Source organism: Streptomyces sp. NPDC047028, from assembly GCF_040644095.1.
Taxonomy (GTDB): Bacteria; Actinomycetota; Actinomycetes; order Streptomycetales; family Streptomycetaceae; genus Streptomyces.
Genome location: NZ_JBEYVS010000043.1, coordinates 40087 through 59222, shown reverse-complemented (window position 1 = coordinate 59222; position 19136 = coordinate 40087). Strand labels below are relative to the sequence as shown.

16 protein-coding genes are annotated in these 19136 nt (G+C 72.5%); 3 read left to right on the top strand and 13 right to left on the bottom strand.

Annotated features, from left to right (window positions below; translation table 11 throughout):
• The first annotated feature begins 287 nt into the window (after positions 1-287).
• Positions 288-2270 carry a peptidoglycan recognition family protein gene (locus tag ABZ854_RS30250; protein WP_361217009.1) on the top strand — a complete coding sequence of 661 codons (1983 nt, stop codon included), beginning with the start codon at positions 288-290 and terminating at the stop codon, positions 2268-2270.
• Positions 2271-2283: 13 nt separating this feature from the next.
• Here ABZ854_RS30250 and ABZ854_RS30245 read toward each other — a convergent pair whose 3' ends face one another.
• From ABZ854_RS30245 to ABZ854_RS30215, 7 genes are all read right to left on the bottom strand, one after another.
• A complete protein-coding gene (locus ABZ854_RS30245) occupies positions 2284-2781 on the bottom strand; it encodes a hypothetical protein (protein ID WP_361217006.1) in 498 nt (165 codons plus the stop codon).
• 101 nt (positions 2782-2882) lie between these two features.
• Positions 2883-3785: a universal stress protein gene (locus ABZ854_RS30240; RefSeq protein WP_361217003.1), complete on the bottom strand. Its 903-nt coding sequence runs from the start codon at positions 3783-3785 to the stop codon at positions 2883-2885.
• A 173-nt stretch (positions 3786-3958) separates the two neighbouring features.
• Positions 3959-4201, bottom strand: coding sequence for a DUF397 domain-containing protein (locus ABZ854_RS30235; protein ID WP_361217000.1), 243 nt, complete (start codon positions 4199-4201; stop codon positions 3959-3961).
• Positions 4202-4294: 93 nt separating this feature from the next.
• Entirely contained in the window at positions 4295-5461 is a 1167-nt protein-coding gene (locus tag ABZ854_RS30230; protein ID WP_361216997.1) for a thiolase domain-containing protein, read from the bottom strand.
• Positions 5458-6495 (bottom strand): thiolase domain-containing protein, encoded by a 1038-nt coding sequence (locus ABZ854_RS30225; RefSeq protein WP_361216994.1) that lies wholly within the window; start codon positions 6493-6495, stop codon positions 5458-5460. Before ABZ854_RS30225 ends, ABZ854_RS30230 begins: the two co-directional genes overlap by 4 nt.
• Positions 6492-7433, bottom strand: coding sequence for an OB-fold domain-containing protein (locus tag ABZ854_RS30220; RefSeq protein ID WP_361216991.1), 942 nt, complete (start codon positions 7431-7433; stop codon positions 6492-6494). Before ABZ854_RS30220 ends, ABZ854_RS30225 begins: the two co-directional genes overlap by 4 nt.
• A 15-nt stretch (positions 7434-7448) precedes the next feature.
• On the bottom strand, positions 7449-8249 hold the full coding sequence (locus ABZ854_RS30215; RefSeq protein ID WP_361216987.1) for a crotonase/enoyl-CoA hydratase family protein: 801 nt from the start codon (positions 8247-8249) through the stop codon (positions 7449-7451).
• A gap of 200 nt (positions 8250-8449) precedes the next feature.
• Between ABZ854_RS30215 and ABZ854_RS30210 the strand changes: the two genes are divergently transcribed.
• Complete coding sequence (locus ABZ854_RS30210) at positions 8450-10090, top strand: acyl-CoA synthetase (protein ID WP_361216984.1); 1641 nt, start codon at positions 8450-8452, stop codon at positions 10088-10090.
• 2 nt (positions 10091-10092) lie between these two features.
• Here ABZ854_RS30210 and ABZ854_RS30205 read toward each other — a convergent pair whose 3' ends face one another.
• Positions 10093-10947, bottom strand: coding sequence for an alpha/beta hydrolase (locus ABZ854_RS30205; RefSeq protein WP_361216981.1), 855 nt, complete (start codon positions 10945-10947; stop codon positions 10093-10095).
• Positions 10948-11134: 187 nt separating this feature from the next.
• On the opposite strand from ABZ854_RS30205, the gene paaK reads away from it, so the two are divergent.
• Entirely contained in the window at positions 11135-12430 is a 1296-nt protein-coding gene (paaK, locus tag ABZ854_RS30200; RefSeq protein ID WP_361216978.1) for a phenylacetate--CoA ligase PaaK, read from the top strand.
• 105 nt (positions 12431-12535) lie between these two features.
• Here the strand turns inward: paaK and ABZ854_RS30195 are convergent, their stop codons facing one another.
• The 5 genes from ABZ854_RS30195 to ABZ854_RS30175 all read right to left on the bottom strand — a co-directional run bounded on the left by ABZ854_RS30195 (position 12536) and on the right by ABZ854_RS30175 (position 19109).
• Positions 12536-14050 carry an acyl-CoA synthetase gene (locus ABZ854_RS30195; RefSeq protein ID WP_361216975.1) on the bottom strand — a complete coding sequence of 505 codons (1515 nt, stop codon included), beginning with the start codon at positions 14048-14050 and terminating at the stop codon, positions 12536-12538.
• 45 nt (positions 14051-14095) lie between these two features.
• Positions 14096-15658: an acyl-CoA synthetase gene (locus ABZ854_RS30190; RefSeq protein WP_361216972.1), complete on the bottom strand. Its 1563-nt coding sequence runs from the start codon at positions 15656-15658 to the stop codon at positions 14096-14098.
• A complete protein-coding gene (locus ABZ854_RS30185; protein WP_361216969.1) occupies positions 15655-16767 on the bottom strand; it encodes a nitronate monooxygenase family protein in 1113 nt (370 codons plus the stop codon). The genes ABZ854_RS30190 and ABZ854_RS30185 overlap by 4 nt, the downstream gene beginning before the upstream one ends.
• Positions 16768-16817: 50 nt before the next feature.
• Positions 16818-17630: an oxygenase MpaB family protein gene (locus ABZ854_RS30180; protein WP_361217018.1), complete on the bottom strand. Its 813-nt coding sequence runs from the start codon at positions 17628-17630 to the stop codon at positions 16818-16820.
• Positions 17631-17930: 300 nt separating this feature from the next.
• The gene (locus ABZ854_RS30175) at positions 17931-19109 is read right to left on the bottom strand and encodes an acyl-CoA dehydrogenase family protein (RefSeq protein WP_361216966.1); all 1179 of its coding nucleotides are present in this window, start codon (positions 19107-19109) and stop codon (positions 17931-17933) included.
• Between the last annotated feature and the right edge of the window lie 27 nt (positions 19110-19136).

The window sequence follows — 19136 nt, the reverse complement described above, 5'->3', positions numbered from 1 at the left end:
GACCGGCGCGACGGCGGTGCGGTCCTCGGCCCAGGCGGCGAGCGCGGCGCTCAGCCGGGGGTCCACCGCGGATCTCCGTACGTACGACTCCCCATCCCACTTATTGGTCTACACCACTGCCGCCCCGCAGGCCCGGACAGCGCCGCCGCGAAACTCCCGCGCCGGGTGTGTGACAAGGGAAATCGCCTGCCCGAAGGCATGATTGACGGAACGTCGGCGAGCCGGTACCACTGACCCACGCTCGGCTCCGTACGCACCGCCACGCCCATCCGCCTCAGGAGGCCGCATTGCGAGGATCCGCCACCGACCCCAGGCCCGCCCCCGGCAGCAGACGCACCCGCAGGACGGCGGTGGCCGTCGCGTCGGCCGCGCTGCTGTTCCCGCTGCTGGGCGCCGCACCGTCCCAGGGCGCCCCCGAGTCCGCCACGGGCTCCTCCACCGGCCGGCTCCAGCACGCGTTCGCCGGTGCCGCCGCCGAGTACCACGTGCCGCAGAGCGTCCTGCTGGCCGTCTCCTACCTGCAGTCCCGCTGGAACACGCACCACGGGGCGCCCAGTGTCATCGGCGGCTACGGCCCGATGCACCTCACCGACGCCCGCGCCGCGCTCGCCGCGACCGAGCACCTGTCCACGGGCAGCGAGGACGCCCGCGGCGACAGCTCACGCCCCGCCCTGCACCCGCGGGCCACGGCACCGAAGGAATCCGCGCTCCCGGCCCGGCTGAAGACGCTCACCAAGGCCGCGGAGCTGACCGGCATCCCCGTCGGGGAGCTGCGCACCGACCCCGCGAAGAACGTGGTCGGCGGCGCCGCGCTGCTCGCCGCCGCCCAGAAGCAGCTCGGTGAGCCGCTCAGCGCCGACCCGGCGGACTGGTACGGGGCGGTGGCCCGCTTCTCCGGCGCCGACGACACGGCGACCGCGGCGGCGTACGCGAACGACGTCTACGACGTGCTCCACACGGGTGAGGAACGCACCACCGACGACGGCCAGCTGGTCGCGCTCGCGGCGCAGCCCGGTCTGAAGGCGGACACCTCGCTGCTGAAGCGGACCGGGCTGCGCACCCCGCCGGCCGGGGACACCGAGTGCCCGCGGTCGGTGTCCTGCGAGTGGATCCCGGCGCCGTACTCGCAGTTCGGCAACGACGACTACGGCAACCACGACCTCGGCGACCGGCCGGGATCACAGGCGATCAAGTACATCGTCATCCATGACACGGAGGGCACCTGGGACGGGGTGCTGAACCTGGTCCAGGACCCGACGTACGTGTCCTGGAACTACACGATCCGCTCCACCGACGGGCTGATCGCCCAGCACGTCAAGGCGAAGGACGTGGCCTGGCACGCCGGCAACTGGGACATCAACGCCCGCTCCGTCGGCATCGAGCACGAGGGTTTCCTCGTCGACCCGGACGCCTGGTACACGGAGGCGATGTACCGCTCGTCGGCGCGGCTGGTGCGCTACCTGGCCCACCGGTACGACATCCCGCTGGACCGGCAGCACATCCTGGGCCACGACAACGTGCCCGGCCCGACCACCTCGACCATCCCGGGCATGCACACGGACCCGGGGCCGTACTGGGACTGGGCGCACTACTTCCAGCTGCTGGGCCGGCCCTTCCACCCCACGGCCGGTCCGCGCTCCGGCATGGTGACGATCCTGCCGGACTACGCGGACAACCAGCCGGTCTACTCGAGCTGCAAGACCAAGGGCGACACCTGCCCGGCGCACGGGTCGAGCGAGGTCCGGCTGTACTCCGACCACGACGTGAACGCGCCGCTGATCAAGGACATCGGTCTGGGCACGTCACCGACCGACGGGGTCAACGACCTGTCCTCGCGGGTCTCCACCGGCCAGCAGTACGCGGTGGCCGACCGCTGGGGCGACTGGACGGCGATCTGGTACCTGGGCCAGAAGGCCTGGTTCGAGAACCCGCGCGGACAGCGGACCGCCGTGCCGGCCTCGGGTCTCGTCGTCACCCCGAGGGACGGACTGGCCAGTGTGCCGGTGTACGGGCGCGCGTACCCGGAGAAGGAGGCCTACCCGGCCGGGGTGCCCGCGCAGTCGGTGGTCCCACTGCCGTACACGATCCCGGCCGGTCAGCGGTACGCGGTCGGTGACGAGGTGCCCGGCGAGTACTACTACGCGGTCACCTTCACCACCGACTCGCACCGGGTCGTGATCGGCCAGGACCTGTACTACGAGATCCAGTACGGCCACCGGGTGGAGTTCGTCCGCGCCGCCGACGTCCGGCTGGAGACGTCGGGGCACTAGTGGCCGGTGGGCCTCAGCCCTGCTGGAACAGCTCCGCCGGGAGCGGCTTCAGCAGGGCGTACAGGTCGTCGGTGATGGGGCGGTCCCAGGCGGCGATGGTCACGAGGACGCCGTCGCTGCGGTCGAACTGCACGCAGGAGATGCGGCTCTCGGAGAGCTTCAGACGGCGGACGATCAGGAGGTTGTCGCCCTGCAGCACGGGGGTGTCCTCGACGCCGACGACGGTGACCTCCTCGTCGTTCTCCAGGGCCAGCAGCAGCTGGCCGACCTCGAAGGGGATCTCGCCCTCGTCGGTGTCGCGGGCCGGGGAGCCCTCGGGGAGGTTGCCGATGATCATGGCGGGGCCGCGGCCGCCGAAGAGGTCGTAGCGCAGGAAGACGCCCTGGCAGGAGCCGTCGGGGGCGGGCAGCAGGCCCGCGCCGAGGTTGCCCGGCCAGTCGCCCGGGTCCATGGCCAGCACATCGAACTCGGGTCCGGCGGGGGTGGCGCTACGGCGGCGGAGGAACGACATGCGGCCATGGTACGTGCCCCGCCCGCGCGAGGCGGCCCACGGGCAGCGCTGCTGCGCACCGCCCGCCGGCGTCGGCCCGCCGGGCCGGTCCGTCCGCGCGTTCACTCCTCCGGCGGCGCCGGTGGTACGACCGCGACCGGGCTCGCGGCATGCAGCAGGACCGCCTGGGTGACGGAGCCCATCATGCGGGCCGGGGCGAGCAGCCGGCGGCGATGGCGGCCCACGACGACCAGGTCGGCGTCCCGGGAGGCGGCGACGAGATGGCCGGCGGCGTCGCCGGGCAGGGCCTGGACGTCGGCGCGGAGGTCCGGGTGGCGTTCGCGGTGCGGGGCGAGGAAGCCGTCGGCGAGGGCCAGGGTCTCGTGCTCGATGGTCTCCTGGTCGGCGAGGGGCGCCACCAGCTGGCCTGGCGCGCTCCAGGTCTGCACCGGCCACGGGTAGGCGGCGATCACCTGGACCCGGGCGCCGCGCAGGGCCGCCTCGGCGAACGCGAAGGCGAGCGTCGCCTCGTCGGGGCTGTCGGCGTGCAGGCCGACGACCACCCGGGGCCCGGGCTCGTCGGGTCCGGTCCCGTGCACCTCGCGGCCGGGCCGGGGCACGACGACCACCGGGCACTCGGCGTCGCGTGCGGCGGCCAGCGAGTTGGAGCCGAGGAGCAGGCTGGCGAAGCCGCCGCGCCCGCGTGAGCCGAGGACCAGCAGCTGTGCCTCCGCCCCGAGTTCGGGCAGCACGGCACCGGGCACGCCTTCCTGGGCGACGTACTCCAAGGCCGCCGGGTCCGCACGGTCGCGCAGCAGGTCGCGCACCTCGTCGAGCACGTCGTCCCCGCCCGCGTCGGGTGGCCCGGCGACCAGGACGTCGGTCTGCCCCCAGGCGGCGTACTGCCGTACGTGCACCACGCGCAGCGGTGCCACGCGCCGGCGGGCCGCGTCCAGGGCCCACTCCAGGGCGCGCAGACTGTCGTCCGACCCGTCGACCGCGGCGACGACCGGTGCGGCGTTCATGTTCCTCACCTCCGGAATACGACCTGCCCACCCCCTTGCGGGGTCAGCCTGGCTCAGGCGTCGGCCCCGGGAGGGCTGTGCTGGTCGCGTGTCCGGAAATCGGCGCGGAACACCCCCGGTTCGGCTCCCGTTCCGTTTCCGGTGCGGGCGGGGGCGGGCCGCGGCGAGTCAGGTCAGGTCAGGTCGAACTCGCCCTCCCGCGCGCCGGAGACGAAGGCGCCCCACTCGGCGGGCGTGAAGACGATGGAGGGGCTGTCCGGGCTGCCGCTGTTGCGCATCGCGATGAATCCCTCGACGAAGGCGATCTGGACATCGCCCAGACCTCGGCTGCTGGACTGCCACTCGGCCCCGCTGAGGTCCAGCTCCGGCTTGTCCCAGTCCGCGAGCGGCTGCCGCTGGGTGATGCTCTCGGCCACGTCCCTGCTCCTCCCGGTTCGTCGTCCGCGGTCAGCCTAGCGACCGGTCACGAACGCCGACAGGCCACCTGGGAGGGACAGTCTGCCGGGCCGTCAGGAGTCGGGAGGCTCGGACCCCACCAGCCACATGGAGAAGAACTGCGATCCGCCGCCGTAGGCGTGTCCGAGCACCCTGCGGGCACCGTCGACCTGGTGTTCCCCGGCCAGCCCGCGCACCTGGAGGGCGGCCTCGGCGAAGCGGATCATGCCGGAGGCACCGATCGGGTTGGTGGACAGCACACCGCCGGACATGTTGACGGGGAGGTCGCCGTCGAGTGCGGTGACGCCGGACTCGGTGAGCTTCCAGCCCTCGCCCTCCTCGGCGAAGCCCAGGTTCTCCAGCCACATGGGTTCGTACCAGGAGAACGGCACGTACATCTCGACGGCGTCGATGTCCCGGCGCGGGTCGGCGATGCCGGCCTGCCGGTAGACGTCGGCGGCGCAGTCCTTGCCGGCCTGCGGGGAGACGAAGTCCTTCCCCGCGAACAGGGTGGGTTCGCTGCGCATGGCGCCGCCGAGCATCCAGGCGGGCGGCCGGGGCGCGCGGGCGGCCCCGGCGCGGTCGGTGAGGACCATGGCGCAGGCGCCGTCGGAGGACGGGCAGGTCTCGGAGTAGCGGATGGGGTCCCACAGCATGGGCGATGCCTGGACCTGTTCCAGGGTGAGGTCGTGCTCGTGGAGGTGGGCGTAGGGGTTCTTCAGGGCGTTGCGCCGGTCCTTGTGGGCGACGAGGGAGCCGACGGTGTCGGGGGCGCCGCTGCGCCGCATGTAGGCGCGCACGTGCGGGGCGAAGAAGCCGCCCGCCCCGGCCAGCAGGGGCTGCTGGAAGGGGATGGGCAGGGACAGTCCCCACATGGCGTTGGACTCGGACTGTTTCTCGAAGGCGAGGGTGAGCACGGTGCGGTGGACGCGGGCGGCGATCAGGTTGGCGGCGACGAGGGAGGTGGAGCCGCCGACCGAACCGGCGGTGTGCACGCGGAGCATCGGCTTGCCGACGGCGCCGAGCGCGTCGGCGAGGTACAGCTCGGGCATCATGACGCCCTCGAAGAAGTCGGGGGCCTTGCCGATGACCACGGCGTCGATGTCGGCCCACGTCAGCTCGGCGTCGTCCAGGGCGCGCAGGGCTGCCTCGCGGACGAGCCCGGCGATGGAGACGTCCCGGCGGGCGGCGACGTGCTTGGTCTGGCCGATCCCGGTGACGGCCACGGGCTCCTTGCTCATCGCGGATCCCCTTCGAGTACGGCGACCAGGTTCTGCTGGAGGCAGGGTCCGGAGGTCGCGTGGGCGAGCGCCCGGCCGGACTCGCCGCGGTGGATGCGGGCGGCGGCCTCGCCGATCCGGGCGAGGCCGGCGGCCATGACGGGGTTGGCGGCGAGCGCGCCGCCGGACGGGTTCACACGCACGCCGTCGCCGAGCCGGAGCGCCTTGCGGAGCACGACCTCCTGCGCGCTGAAGGGGGCGTGCAGCTCGGCGGTGTCGACGGGCCGTTCGAAGGCGCCGGCCTTCTCTGCGGCCAGGCGGCTGGACGGCGAGTCGGTGAGATCGCGGACGCCGAGCGCGTGGGCCTCGATGCGGTGGTCGATGCCCCGGATCCAGGCTGGCCGCTCGCACAGGGCGCGGGCGCGGTCCCCGGCCGCGAGGATCACGGCGGCGGCGCCGTCACCGACGGGCGGGCAGTCGCCGGTGCGCAGCGGCCGTACGACGTAGTCACCCAGTGAACTCTTTTGCGGGACAGCCGAGTCGGCGGCGGCGCGGCTGCGGGCGCCGACGGCGGCGAGCGCGGCCTCGTCGGTGTCCCCGGCGTCGATGAGGGCCTGCGCCTGGAGCGCGGCCAGGGCGACGGAGTCGGGCCACAGGGGCGCTACGTAGTACGGGTCGAGTTGCCGGGTCAGCACGTCCCGCACGGAGCCGGGCGTGGACTTGCCGTAGGAGTAGACGAGGGCGGTGTCGGCGTCCCCGGAGAGCAGTTTGGTCCACGCCTCGTACAACGCCCAGGCGCCGTCCATCTCGACGTGGGACTCGGAGATGGGCGGCCAGGCGCCGACGCCGTCGAGGGCCATGGTGAAGGAGAAGGCGCGGCCGGCCAGGTAGTCGCTGGACCCGGAGCAGGTGAAGCCGATGTCGGCGGTGCGCAGGCCGGTGCGGGCCAGGACCTCGTGCAGCACCGGCATGAGCATCTCCACCTCGGAGGTGTCCTCGCCGGTGTCGCGAAGGCCGGTCCGGGCGAAGGCCACGACGGCGATGTCCCGGGTCACAGCAGCTCCTTGTAGGTGTCGTAGTCCGCGTCGGGTTCGCCGGTGGGCCGGTAGTGGTCGGGGTAGCGGGCGCCGTCGGTCCACACGGGTTCGACGCGCAGGCCCATGCGGACCTGGTCGTAGGGGATGCCGCCGATGCGTCCGTGCAGGGCAAGGCCGGCGCCGTCGAGGGCGATGTGCGCGTAGACGTAGGGGACTTCGATGTCGAGGTTCTTCGCCTTGATGTTGACGATGCAGAAGGTGGTGACGGTGCCCAGGGGGCCGACCTCGACCTGTTCGACGGTGGCGACCCCGCAGGTCGGGCAGGCGCCGCGGGGCGGGACGTACACCTTGCGGCAGACGGGGCAGCGCTCGCCGACGGTGCGGCGTTCGGCGAGGGCGTGGAGGTAGGCGGACTGGGCGCGGCCGGGCGAGTAGGTGTAGTCGAGCCGGGCGGGCGCGACGATCCCGGTGACCGGGTCGTCGAACGCTCCGCTGTGACCGGCGACTTGGGCGGGTTCGCCGTCGTACGGTTCGAAGCAGGCGATGTCGGTGATGGCGCCGGTGCGCTCACCCGCCCAGCGGACGCGGACCCGCATGCCGGTGTGCACCGCGTCGGGGCCGGGGGCGTCGAGGGCGTGCAGCAGGGCGGTGTCGGCGCCGTCGAGCCGGACCAGGACCCAGGCGAACGGGGTGGTGAGGGGCTGGCCACGGCGCGGGGCGGGGTTCCAGGCCCAGGTGGTGACGGTGCCGGTGGGGGCGACCTCGACGAGGTCGCGGATCTCGTCGGCGGTGACCGGGTCGTACTCGACGGGCGGGACGAGGACGCGTCCGTCCGTGGCGCGCACCCCGAGGACGACGCGTTCGCGCAGGCCGGTGAGGAAGGCGCTCTGGACGGGGCCGAGGGAGCGGGTGAAGGGGAATTCGAGGACGAGCGGCGCTTTGAGGACTTCGGGCACGGTTGCTCCTCGGGGTCAGGCGCGCTTGTAGACGGGGGGCCGCTTCTCGGCGAAGGCGCGGGCGCCTTCCTTGGCGTCGGCGGTGTCGAAGATCGGCCAGCCGCGGGCGAGTTCGGCGGCGAGGCCCTCGGCCTCGGTCAGCTCGGCGGTCTCGTACACGGACGCCTTGACGGCCTCGACGGCGAGCGGACCGCAGGCGTTGATCCGTTCGGCGATCTCCAGGGCCCCGTCGAGGGCGGTGCCGTCGGGGACGACGTGCCCGATCAGCCCGATGCCGGCCGCCTGGCGGGCGGTGTAGGGGCGGCCGGTGAGCAGCATCTCCAGGGCGTGGGTGCGCGGGATCTGGCGTGGCAGCCGGACGGTGGAGCCGCCGATCGGGAAGAGGCCGCGTCTGACCTCGTACAGGCCGAAGGTCGCCGACTCGCCGGCGACGCGGATGTCGGTGCCCTGGAGGATCTCGGTACCGCCCGCGACGCAGTGGCCCTCGACGGCGGCGATGACCGGTTTTCGGGGTCGGTGGTGGCGGAGCATGGCCTTCCAGTGCAGGTCGGGATCGGCCTTGAGGCGGTCCCGGTACTGCTGTCCGGCCATGGAGCCGCCGGCCAGGGCCTTGAGGTCCATTCCGGCGCAGAAGGCGCCACCGGCGCCGGTGAGGACGATGGAGCGGACCGTGTCGTCCGCGTCGGCCTCGATCCAGCCGTCGTGGAGACCGACGAGCATCGGCAGCGACAGCGCGTTCCTGGCCTCGGGCCGGTTGAGCGTCAGCACCAGGGTGGCGCCCTCGCGCCGCACGGTGAGGTGTTCCGTCCCGCCCATGGGCCAACTCCCCTCGACGACAAGAACGAGAACGAGAACAGGTTGCAGTAGGCGGGTGGGCACTTCAAGGGTTTTCTGACAGTCAGTCAGATTTCTTGGCGCGGACCCTTCACAGTTGCCGTGCCCTTTGCTCTGATGACGCTCTGACGACGGTGAGACGACAGCTGTCAGGTACGTACGCCCGGGGTCCAGGAGGAACGGTGGAGTACAACCTTGCCGACCTGTTCGAGTCGGTGGCCGACGCGGTGCCGGACCGCGAGGCGCTCGTGTACCTCGACCATCCCGGCACCGGCGCGGAACGCCGCCTGACCTACGCGGAGCTGGACGCGGCCGCCGACCGGATCGCCCACCACCTGATCGACAGCGGCATCCGGCCCGGTGAGCATCTGGGCCTGCACCTGTACAACGGTGTCGAGTACCTGCAGACGGTGCTGGCGTGCCTGAAGGCGCGGGTCGTGCCGGTGAACGTCAACTACCGGTATGTCGAAGAGGAGTTGGTGTACCTCTACCGGGACGCCGATCTGGTGGCGCTGGTCTTCGACGCGGAGTTCTCCGACCGGGTGGCCGCGGCGCTGCCCCGGGCGCCGAAGCTGCGGCACCTGGTGCGGGTCGGGGCGGGGCGGCCGGTGGCCGGGCCCGGCGCGGAGCCCGTGGAGGTGCCGGGCGCGGTGCCGTTCGCCGAGGCGGAGGCGTCCGGTTCGGCGGGGCGGGGCTTCGCCCCCCGGTCGGGCAACGACCAGTTCATCATCTACACCGGCGGCACCACGGGCATGCCGAAGGGCGTGATGTGGCGGCAGGAGGACCTGTTCTTCGCGGGCCTGGGCGGCGGGGCGCCGACGGGAGAGCCGGTGAGGACGCCCGGCGAGCTGGCCGAGCGGGTCGCGGCGGGCGGGTCCGGGATCACCTTCTTCCCCGTCCCCCCGCTGATGCACGGCACGTCGACGCTCACCGCGTTCATCGGCTTCAACTTCGGGCAACGGGTCGTGCTGCACCGCAAGTTCGTCCCCGAGGAGGTGCTGCGGACCGTCGAGCGGGAACGGGTGACCAGCATGTCCCTGGTCGGCGACGCGATGCTCCGCCCGCTGATCGACGCACTGGCCGGCCCCCTGAAGGGCACGGACTGCTCCGCGCTGTTCAGCGTGTCCTCCTCGGGCGCCGTCATGTCGGAGACCGTGCGCCGGCAGTTCCGGGAACTGGTCCCGAACGCCATGCTGCTGAACAACTTCGGCTCCTCCGAATCCGGTTTCAACGGCACGGCGACCGACGACTCCGGGCCCGAACGGGGCTTCCGCATCCGGGTCAACTCCCGGACCCAGGTGGTCGATCCGGCGACGCACGCGCCGGTCGCCGTGGGCGAGACCGGCCGGGTCGCCCAGTGCGGGCACGTCCCGCTCGGCTACTACAACGACCCGCGGAAAACCGCCGAGACGTTCTTCGAGCGGGGCGGGCAGCGCTGGGTGCTGCTGGGTGACATGGCGACGGTGGACGAGGAGGGCGTGGTCACGGTCCTCGGGCGCGGCTCGCAGTGCATCAACACCGGCGGCGAGAAGGTGTACCCGGAGGAGGTCGAGCAGGCCCTCAAGGCCCACCCGGACGTGTACGACGCGCTGGTCGCCGGGGTGCCGGACACGAGGTGGGGCAACCATGTGGCGGCAGTCGTGCAGCTGCGCAGCGGCGCGGGGCTGCCCTCGCTGGCCGACATCCAGGACCACTGCCGCACCCGGCTCGCCGGCTACAAGATCCCTCGCCAGCTGGTCATCACGGACGCCATCCAGCGCTCCCCCAGCGGCAAGGCGGACTACCGCTGGGCCCGCGAGGTGGCGGTGCGGGCCCAGTCCTGAGGTCACCGGGGCTCTTCGGAACCCCGGTCGAGGAAGCCGACGACCCGGCTGACGAACCACTCCGGGTCGTCCAGCCAGGGATAGTGTCCGGCACCCGGCTGTACGACACACTCGGCGCCCGGGAACGCCTCGGCGGCGCGGCGGGCGAGCTCCGGCGTGGGCCCCCCGTCCAGTTCCCCGGCGTACACGAGGACCGGCGCGGTGAGGGCGGCCAGGGCGGCCCGGGTCACGTCCGGGCTGAACGCGCCCTCACCGAAGTACCGGTCGCCGGCCTCCTCGTTGGTCTGCCCGACCTCGGCGTCGGTGTGCGCGCGGGCGGTCTCGTCCCAGCGGCCGTAGAAGAACGGCAGGAACACGTCGTCGAAGTCCCCCTCGCCGCACAGCCAGGCCTCGAAGGCCGGAAACGCCTCCGCGAACCACGGCTCGCCCTTGCGCAGCCGGGCGGCGGCGAGCCGGTCCTCGGGCGTCGTGCGGATGCCCAGGGCCGAGGGATTGGGGGTGACCAGGACCAGCCGCCGGATCCGCTTCGGATACCGCGCCGCGTACAGCGTCGCCAGGCACGCGCCCGCCGAGTGGGCCAGCAGATCGATCCGTTCCAGCCCCAGGTGGACCCGCCACGCCTCGACGTCCTCGACCATCCGGTCGCAGCGGTACGTCGCCGGGTCCGAGGGCACCTCGGAACCACCGGTACCGCGCAGGTCGAGCAGGGACAGCCGGCGGTGTGCGACCGTCCCGCCCAGGTCACCGAGGTACTCCGTGGCCCGCATGGGTCCGCCGGGCAGCACGAGCAGCGGCTCCCCCACCCCCCTCAGGTGACACGCGAGCCGGGTGCCGTCAGGTGCGAGGAAGCTGGTCATGCCGCCGATCTTGCATTCTGGTCCGGCCCGGCCGCAACGCCTTTGCCGCCCCTGACCGCGCGGGCCGGCCGGGGAAAATCCGGCCTCCCTCTTGCCTGAACACCGTCCGGCCTGAATTACTGGCCCCGAGAGGCACGACCGAATGATCGGTCGTCCGGAATGCGCGATTGGTGAGGGAGACGTCCCCATGGCGGATGCGGCGGATCTGCTCGATGCGGGTGAGCGGCTCGGTGCGGAGGAGCTGCGGGCGCTGCAGCTGGAGCGCCTGCGGGGCTCACTGCGGCACGCGTACGCGAACGTGCCGTTCTACCGGGAGGCCTTCGACAAGGCGGGAGTGCGCCCCGAGGACTGCCGTTCCCTGACCGACCTGAGCCTGTTCCCGTTCACCACCAAGGCCGATCTGCGGGAGAACTACCCGTACGGCATGTTCGCCGTCCCCCGTGACCGGATCCGCCGCCTCCACGCCTCCAGCGGCACCACGGGCCGTCCCACGGTGGTCGGCTACACGGACGGTGACCTGTCCGTGTGGTCCGACATGGTGGCGCGGTCCCTGCGGGCGGCCGGCGCGCGCCCCGGCGACACGGTGCACGTGGCGTACGGCTACGGACTCTTCACCGGCGGCCTCGGCGCCCACTACGGCGCCGAGCGCCTCGGCTGTACCGTCATCCCCGCGTCCGGCGGCATGACCGCACGGCAGGTCCAGCTGATCCAGGACCTCGGCCCGCAGGTCATCATGGTCACGCCCTCCTACATGCTCACGCTCCTGGACGAGTTCGAGCGGCAGGGCGTGGACCCGCGGAGCACCTCGCTGAAGGTGGGTGTCTTCGGGGCCGAGCCGTGGACCGAGGAGATGCGCCGGGAGATCGAGGAGCGGTTCGGCATCGACGCCGTCGACATCTACGGCCTGTCCGAGGTGATGGGCCCGGGCGTCGCCCAGGAGTGTGTGGAGACCAAGGACGGACTCCACGTGTGGGAGGACCACTTCTACCCGGAGATCGTCGACCCGATCACCGGCGAGGTGCTGCCGGAGGGCGAGCAGGGTGAGCTGGTGTTCACCTCGCTCACCAAGGAGGCCATGCCGGTGATCCGGTACCGCACCCGGGACCTGACCCGGCTGCTGCCCGGCACGGCGCGGGTGTTCCGGCGGATGGAGAAGGTCACCGGGCGCAGCGACGACATGGTGATCCTGCGCGGGGTCAACCTGTTCCCGACCCAGATCGAGGAGATCGTGCTGCGCACGCCCGCCGTCGCGCCGCACTTCCAGCTCCGCCTCACCCGGGAGGGCCGCCTCGACGCGCTCACCGTGCGCGCGGAGGCCCGCCCCGGCGCGAGCCCAAAGGACCGGGAGGCCGCTGCGCGGGCGATCGCCGCCGGCGTGAAGGACGGGGTCGGCGTGTCCGTGACGGTGGAGATCGTCGAGCCGGAGACGCTGGAGCGGTCGGTGGGGAAGATTCGGCGCATCGTCGACTTGCGGGGGCGCTGAGCGCAGGGCTGATGCCGGTCCTTGACTGCGGGCCGGTGGGGGCTGGTCGCGCAGTTCCCCGCGCCCTTCGGGGCGCACCGCCGGGCCCTGGGTTCAGAAGCCGGGCTAGGCTTGTTCCGGGCCCCCGAACCGGTCCCGCAGCTCACGCTTCAGGATCTTGCCGCTGGCGTTGCGGGGCAGTTCCTCGACGAGCAGTACCCGCTTGGGTGCTTTGAACGGCGCGAGCTTCTCCCGTACGTGCGTGATGAGCTGCTCCTCCGTCACCTCGCCGCGGGGGACGACGACCGCTGTGACCGCCTCGATCCAGCGTTCGTCGGGCAGGCCGATCACGGCGGCCTCGGCGACCGCCTCGTGGGTGTAGAGGGCGTCCTCGACCTGCCGGGAGGCGACCAGCACGCCCCCGGAGTTGATGACGTCCTTCACGCGGTCGACGACGGTGAAGTAGCCGTCGGCGTCCCGTACCGCGAGGTCGCCGGAGTGGAACCAGCCGTCGCGGAAGGCCTCCTCGGTCTCCTCGGGCTTGTCCCAGTAGCCCTCGCACAGCTGCGGGGAGCGGTAGACGATCTCACCGGGTGTGCCGGCCGGCGCCTCCGCCCCGTTCTCGTCGACCACGCGGGCGTCCACGAACAGCACGGTGCGGCCGCAGGAGTCCAGGCGGCCCTCGTGCTCGTCCGGTCCGAGGACGGTGGCCAGCGGACCGATCTCGCTCTGCCCGAAGCAGTTGTAGAAGGCGAGTTCCGGCAACCGCTCGCGCAGCCGGCGCAGTACCGGCACGGGCATGATCGACGCGCCGTAGTAGGCCTTGCGCAGCCCGTCCAGGTTCCGGGTGGCGAAGTCGAGCCTTCCGGCCAGGGCGATCCACACGGTGGGCGGGGCGAACAGGCTGTCCGCCCGGCCCGCCTCGATCAGCTCGAACAGCCGGTCCCCGTCGGGTGCGTCCAGGATGATGTTGGTCGCGCCGACGGCGAGGTACGGCAGCAGGAACACGTGGGTCTGCGCCGAGTGGTACAGGGGCAGCGCGTGCACCGGCCGGTCCCCCGCGCTCAGGTCGAGGGCGGTGATGGCGCTCAGGTACTCGTGGACCAGGGCCCGGTGGGTCATCATCGCGCCCTTGGGCAGGGCGGTGGTGCCGGAGGTGTAGAGCAGCTGCACCAGGTCCTCGGCGCGCGGCTCGGGCCCGTCGTACGGCTCCGTGACGGCCAGCCGGGCGAGGAACGAGTCCTCGGTGTCCCGCAGCGGCATCACCCGTACCCCGTCCGGCAGTCGGCCGGCGATGTCCGGGTCGGCGAGCACCAGTGCGCTGCCGGACTGGCGCACGATGTACGCCAGGTCCTCGCCGGTCAGGTTCTGGTTGACCGGCACGTGGACCAGGCCGGCACGGGCGCAGGCGAGGAAGGCGATCAGATAGGCGTCGGAGTTGTGGCCGTAGGCGCCGACCCGGTCGCCGGGCGCGAGGCCCTCGGCGCGCAGCAGCCCGGCCGCACGGGAGACGGCGTCGTCGAGTTCCTCGTACGTCCAGGTGCGCTCGCGGTACTCCAGCGCTGCCCGTGCCGGGGTGCGGCGGGCGCTGCGCCGCAGCACTCCGTCGACCGTGCTGCCGTGTCCCTGCGTCAGCGTCATGACAGCCGATCCTCGGCCCGGCGGACGATCAGGTCAAGAACCGGCTCACACCTGCCGGGTGCGTCCCTCCCAGTACGGATCCCGGAGCCGCCGTTTGTAGAGCTTGCCGTTGGGGTCGCGGGGCATCTCGGTCACGAAGTCGACGCTCCTGGGCCGCTTGTAGCCGGCGAGGCGCTCGGCGCAGTGGCCGAGGAGGGCGGCGGCGAGGTCGGGTCCGGGCTCGTGTCCGGGGGCGGGTTCGACGACGGCCTTGACCTCCTCGCCCCAGTCGTCGTGCGGGATGCCGAAGGCGGCGGCGTCGGCGACGGCGGGGTGGGCGAGCAGCGCGGACTCTATCTCGGCCGGGTAGATGTTGACCCCGCCGGAGATGATCATGTCGATCTTGCGGTCGCGGAGGAAGAGGTAGCCGTCCTCGTCGAGGCAGCCGAGGTCGCCGACGGTGAAGTAGTCGCCGATGCGGTTCTTGCGGGTCTTGGCCTCGTCCTTGTGGTACGAGAAGCCGCCGGTGCTCATCTTCATGTAGACGGTGCCGAGTTGCCCCGGTGGCAGCGCGTTGCCGTCGTCGTCGAAGACGGCGAGTTCGCTGATGGGCCAGGCCTTGCCGACCGTGCCGGGTTTCTTCAGCCAGTCCTCGGCGGTGGCGAAGGCGCCGCCGCCCTCGCTGGCCGCGTAGTACTCCTCGACGCACGTCCCCCACCAGTCGATCATGGCCCGCTTGACGTGGTCGGGGCAGGGGGCGGCGCCGTGGATGGCGTGCCGCATGGACGTGACGTCGTAGCGGCGCTTGACGTCGTCGGGGAGGGCGAGGAGGCGGTGGAACTGGGTGGGGACCATGTGCGTGTGCGTGCACCGGTGGGCGTCGATGCGGCGGAGCATGTCCTCGGGCGTCCACTTGTCCATGAGCACGAGGCGGTGCCCGATGTGCAGGGACGCGCCCGCGAACTGCAGGACGGCCGTGTGGTAGAGCGGCGAGCAGACCAGGTGGACGTTGCCGTCGAACGGGCGGATGCCGAAGATGCCGAGGAATCCGCCCAGGTAGGCCTCCTCGGGGGCCTTGCCGGGCAGCGGGCGGCGGATGCCGCGGGGGCGGCCCGTCGTACCGGAGGTGTAGTTCATGACCCAGCCGAGCGTGCGGTCGGCCGGTGCCGAGCCGGACTGTCCGTCGAGGAGTGCGTCGTACGGCCGGAAGCCCTCGGCGGCGCCGACCGCGTACCGGTGCGTGGCGGGCAGGCGGGCCTCATCGGCGGCGTGCCGGGCGGAGGCGGCGAAGCGTTCGTGGGCGATGAGCACCTTGGCGCCGGAGTCGGCCACGATCCAGGCGATCTCGGGGCCGACGAGGTGGTGGTTGACCGGGACGAGGTAGAACCCGGCCTGGCTGGCGGCCAGATAGGCGGTGAGGAACTCGACGCCGTTGGGCAGGACGACGGCGAAGGCGTCGCCGCGCTCCAGTCCGGCGGCCCGCAGGCCGTGGACGAGTTGGTTGGCGGCCGCGTGCAGCCGTCCGGCGGTCCACTCCTCGCCGTCGGGGGCGACGAGGACCGGGCGGTCCGGGTCGGCGGTGGCCTGCGCCCAGAATCCTGCGGGGGGTGTGTTCGCGGGGGTGCTCACGACTGGCCGCTCCTTCCGGCGATGCGGTGGACGCGGTCGACTGCTCGCTCGAAGCCGCGCGTGAGGTCGTCGAAGACGGCCTGGACGGAGCGTTCGCTCGTCATCCGGCCGACGATCTGGCCCACCGGCGTCCCGAGCAGCGGGTCGACCTCGTACTTCTGGATACGGGAGAGCGCCTCGGCGACCAGCAGTCCCTGCAGTGGCATGGGCAGGGTGCCGGGGCCGTCCGGGTCGTCCCAGGCGTCCGTCCACTCGGTGCGCAGCTGCCGGGCGGGCTTGCCGGTCAGGGCGCGGGAGCGGACGGTGTCGCCGGAACCGGCGGCGAGGAGCTTGCGGGTGACGGCGGGTGAGTGCAGGTCGGCCTCGGTGACGGTGAGCCACAGGGAGCCCAGCCAGACGCCCTGGGCGCCGAGGGCGAGCGCGGCGGCGACCTGCCGTCCGCTGCCGATCCCGCCGGCCGCCAGAACGGGCAGCGGGGTGACGGCGTCGACGACCTCGGGGGTGAGCACCATGGTGGCGATCTCCCCGGTGTGGCCGCCGGCCTCGTAGCCCTGGGCGACGACGATGTCGATGCCCGCCTGCTGGTGCTTGCGGGCGTGCCGGGCGCTGCCCGCGAGCGCGGCGACCAGGACGCCCTGGTCGTGGGCGCGGGCGACGACGTCGGCGGGCGGCGAGCCGAGGGCGTTGGCCAGCAGCTTGATCGGGTGGTCGAAGGCGACGTCGAGCTGGCTCCGGGCGACCTGTTCCATCCAGCCGGTGATGCGCCACCCGGACGCCTCGCCCTCGGGCAGCTCGGGCACCCCGTACCGGGCGAGGGTGTCGCGGACGAACCGGCGGTGCCCCTCGGGGATCATCGCCTCCACGTCGGCCTCGGTGACGCCGTCGACCTTCTTGGCGGGCATGACCACGTCCAGCCCGTAGGGCCGGCCCCCGGTGTGCGCGTCCATCCAGTCGAGGTCGCGTTTCAGGTCGTCGGGAGCGGTGTAGCGGACCGCGCCGAGCACGCCGAAGCCGCCGGCCCGGCTGATGGCCGCGGCGACGGCCGGGAACGGCGTGAAGCCGAAGACGGCGTGCTCGATCCCCAGTTGCTCGCTCAGCTCCGTCTGCATGGGCGCAGGATGCCGCAGGAGGCGGGACGAGGGAAGAGTTTTTCTGACGCTCAGTCAGATTTCTGGCTTCCGTGGATCTTGTGGGGTGCAGGCCGCGCGGCCGGGCCGAGCCTCGCCATGGCCCGCAGGATGTGCTTGGGCGGGAGCTGCCACCGCAGGTGGGCGGGGACCAGGCGCAGCACGGCCCCGGTGGTCCGCAGGTCACGGGTCACGGCGGCGGGTGCGGGGGCCGGTCTGCCGTACAACGCGTGGGCGTACGGCGGCAGCGAGGCGTACGCCAGGTGCGCCACGTGCCGCCACAGCACCTCGCGGGCCGGTACGAGGAGCGGGTGGACCGGCGGGCGGCGCAGGAAGTCGTCGACCTCGCGCGCCTCCGGCCCGGCGGTCAGTTCCGGCCGCACCTCCTCGAAGTAGGCGGCCAGTGCGGCCCGGTCCGCCGGTACGGTGTCGGAGTCGAGACCCACCAGGCGGGCGCCGGCCCGTTGTTCACGGACGTACCGGTCCGCGGCGGCGTCGGTGAGCGGGTAGCCGGAGCGGCGCAGGACGTGCAGGTAGGAGTCGATCTCGGCGCAGTGCACCCACAGCAGCAGCGCGGGGTCGTCGATGCCGTACCGTTCGCCGGTGGCGGGGTCCGTGGCCGTCAACAGGCGGTGGATCCTGCGGACCCGGGCGCCGGCGCGCTCGGCGGCCTCGGTGGTGCCGTAGGTGATCGTGCCGACGAAGTTCGCGGTGCGCCTGAGCCGGCCCCAGGCGTCGCCGCGGAAGTCGGAGTTCTGCATGACGCCGCGGACCGCGCGCGGGTGCAGGGCCTGGAGGTAGAGGGCACGAACACCGGCGACCCACATCATGGGGTCGCCGTGCATCTGCCAGGTCACGGAGCCCGGCGTGAACAGCCCTGGATCGCCCCGGTCGGCGGTGTGAACAGGCACAGGAACTGGCACGTGGCCCCCTCCCCAAACCGCGGTGAAGCCGACGGCATTCGGCAGCCCAGCCTACGTCCGGTCGGCCTGCTCCTCGCTCCCGGCGGTCGCTTGTCCCCTTGGGAAGAGCGCCGGGAGCCACAGGAGACATGCCGGCAGGGGTACGTCGGCGGCGGCGGCCATGACCTGGACGAACCGGTCATGCCGTGTCGCGCGAGAGGTCACCCTGACCGGGCACGCGGGTCAGCGTCTTACGCGGGGCATGCCCAGGCCGATCCAGGAGATGATCTCGCGCTGGATCTCGTTGTTGCCGCCGCCGAAGGTGAAGATGACCGCCGAGCGGTAGCCGCGTTCCAGTTCGCCGTGCAGGACGGCGCCCGCCGAGGTCTCCTTCAGCGGTCCGGCGGCGCCGGCGATCTCCATGAGCCAGGCGTAGGCGTCCCGGCGGGCCTCGGAGCCGTAGACCTTGACCGCGGAGGCGTCCTGGGGGGTGAGCGTGCCGTCCTCGACGGCGGTCACCATCCGCCAGTTCATCAGCCTGAGCGCGTCCAGTCTGGTGTGCGTCTGAGCGAGGCGCCGGCGCACCCAGGGCAGGTCGACGACGCGGCGTCCGTCGGCGAGCTTGGTCTCCATCGCCCAGTGCTGCACGTCGTGCAGGGCGCGGATCGCCATGGTGCCGTGCGCAGCGAGGGTGACGCGCTCGTGGTTGAGCTGGTTGGTGATCAGCCGCCAGCCCTGGTTCTCCTCGCCGACCCGGCGGGAGACGGGGACGCGGATGTCCTCGTAGTAGCTGGCCGTGGTGTCGTGGGAGGCGAGCGTCCTGATGACGGTGCAGGAGTAGCCGGGGTCGGACGTCGGTACGAGGAGCATGGTGATGCCCTTGTGCGGCGGGGCCCCGGGGTCGGTGCGCGTCGCCAGCCACACCCAGTCCGCGGTGTCGCCGTTGGTGGTCCAGATCTTCTGCCCGTTGACGACGTAGGTGTCGCCGTCCCGTACGGCCCGGGTCTTCAGCGCGGCCAGGTCGGTGCCGGCCTCGGGCTCGCTGTAGCCGATCGCGAAGTCGATCTCGCCGGACAGGACGCGCGGCAGGAAGTACGCCTTCTGCTCGTCGGTGCCGTACCGCATCAGGGTCGGGCCGACCGTGTTGAGGGCCATCAGGGGCAGCGGTACGCCGGCCTGCGCGGCCTCGTCGAAGAAGATGAACTGGTCCGTCGCGGTCATGCCGCGCCCGCCGTACTCGGTGGGCCAGCCCACACCGAGCCAGCCGTCGGCGCCGAGGCGGCGGATGGTCTCGCGGTAGAACCGCTTCTGCGCGGCCGGTTCGGCGTAGCGCTCGTATGCGTGGTCGGGTACCAGTCGCGCGAAGTAGGCGCGCAGTTCGCTGCGCAGCCGCTGCTGTTCGGGCGTGTGGTCGAGATGCACGGCGCCTCCAGGCTCCCCAAGGGCGGT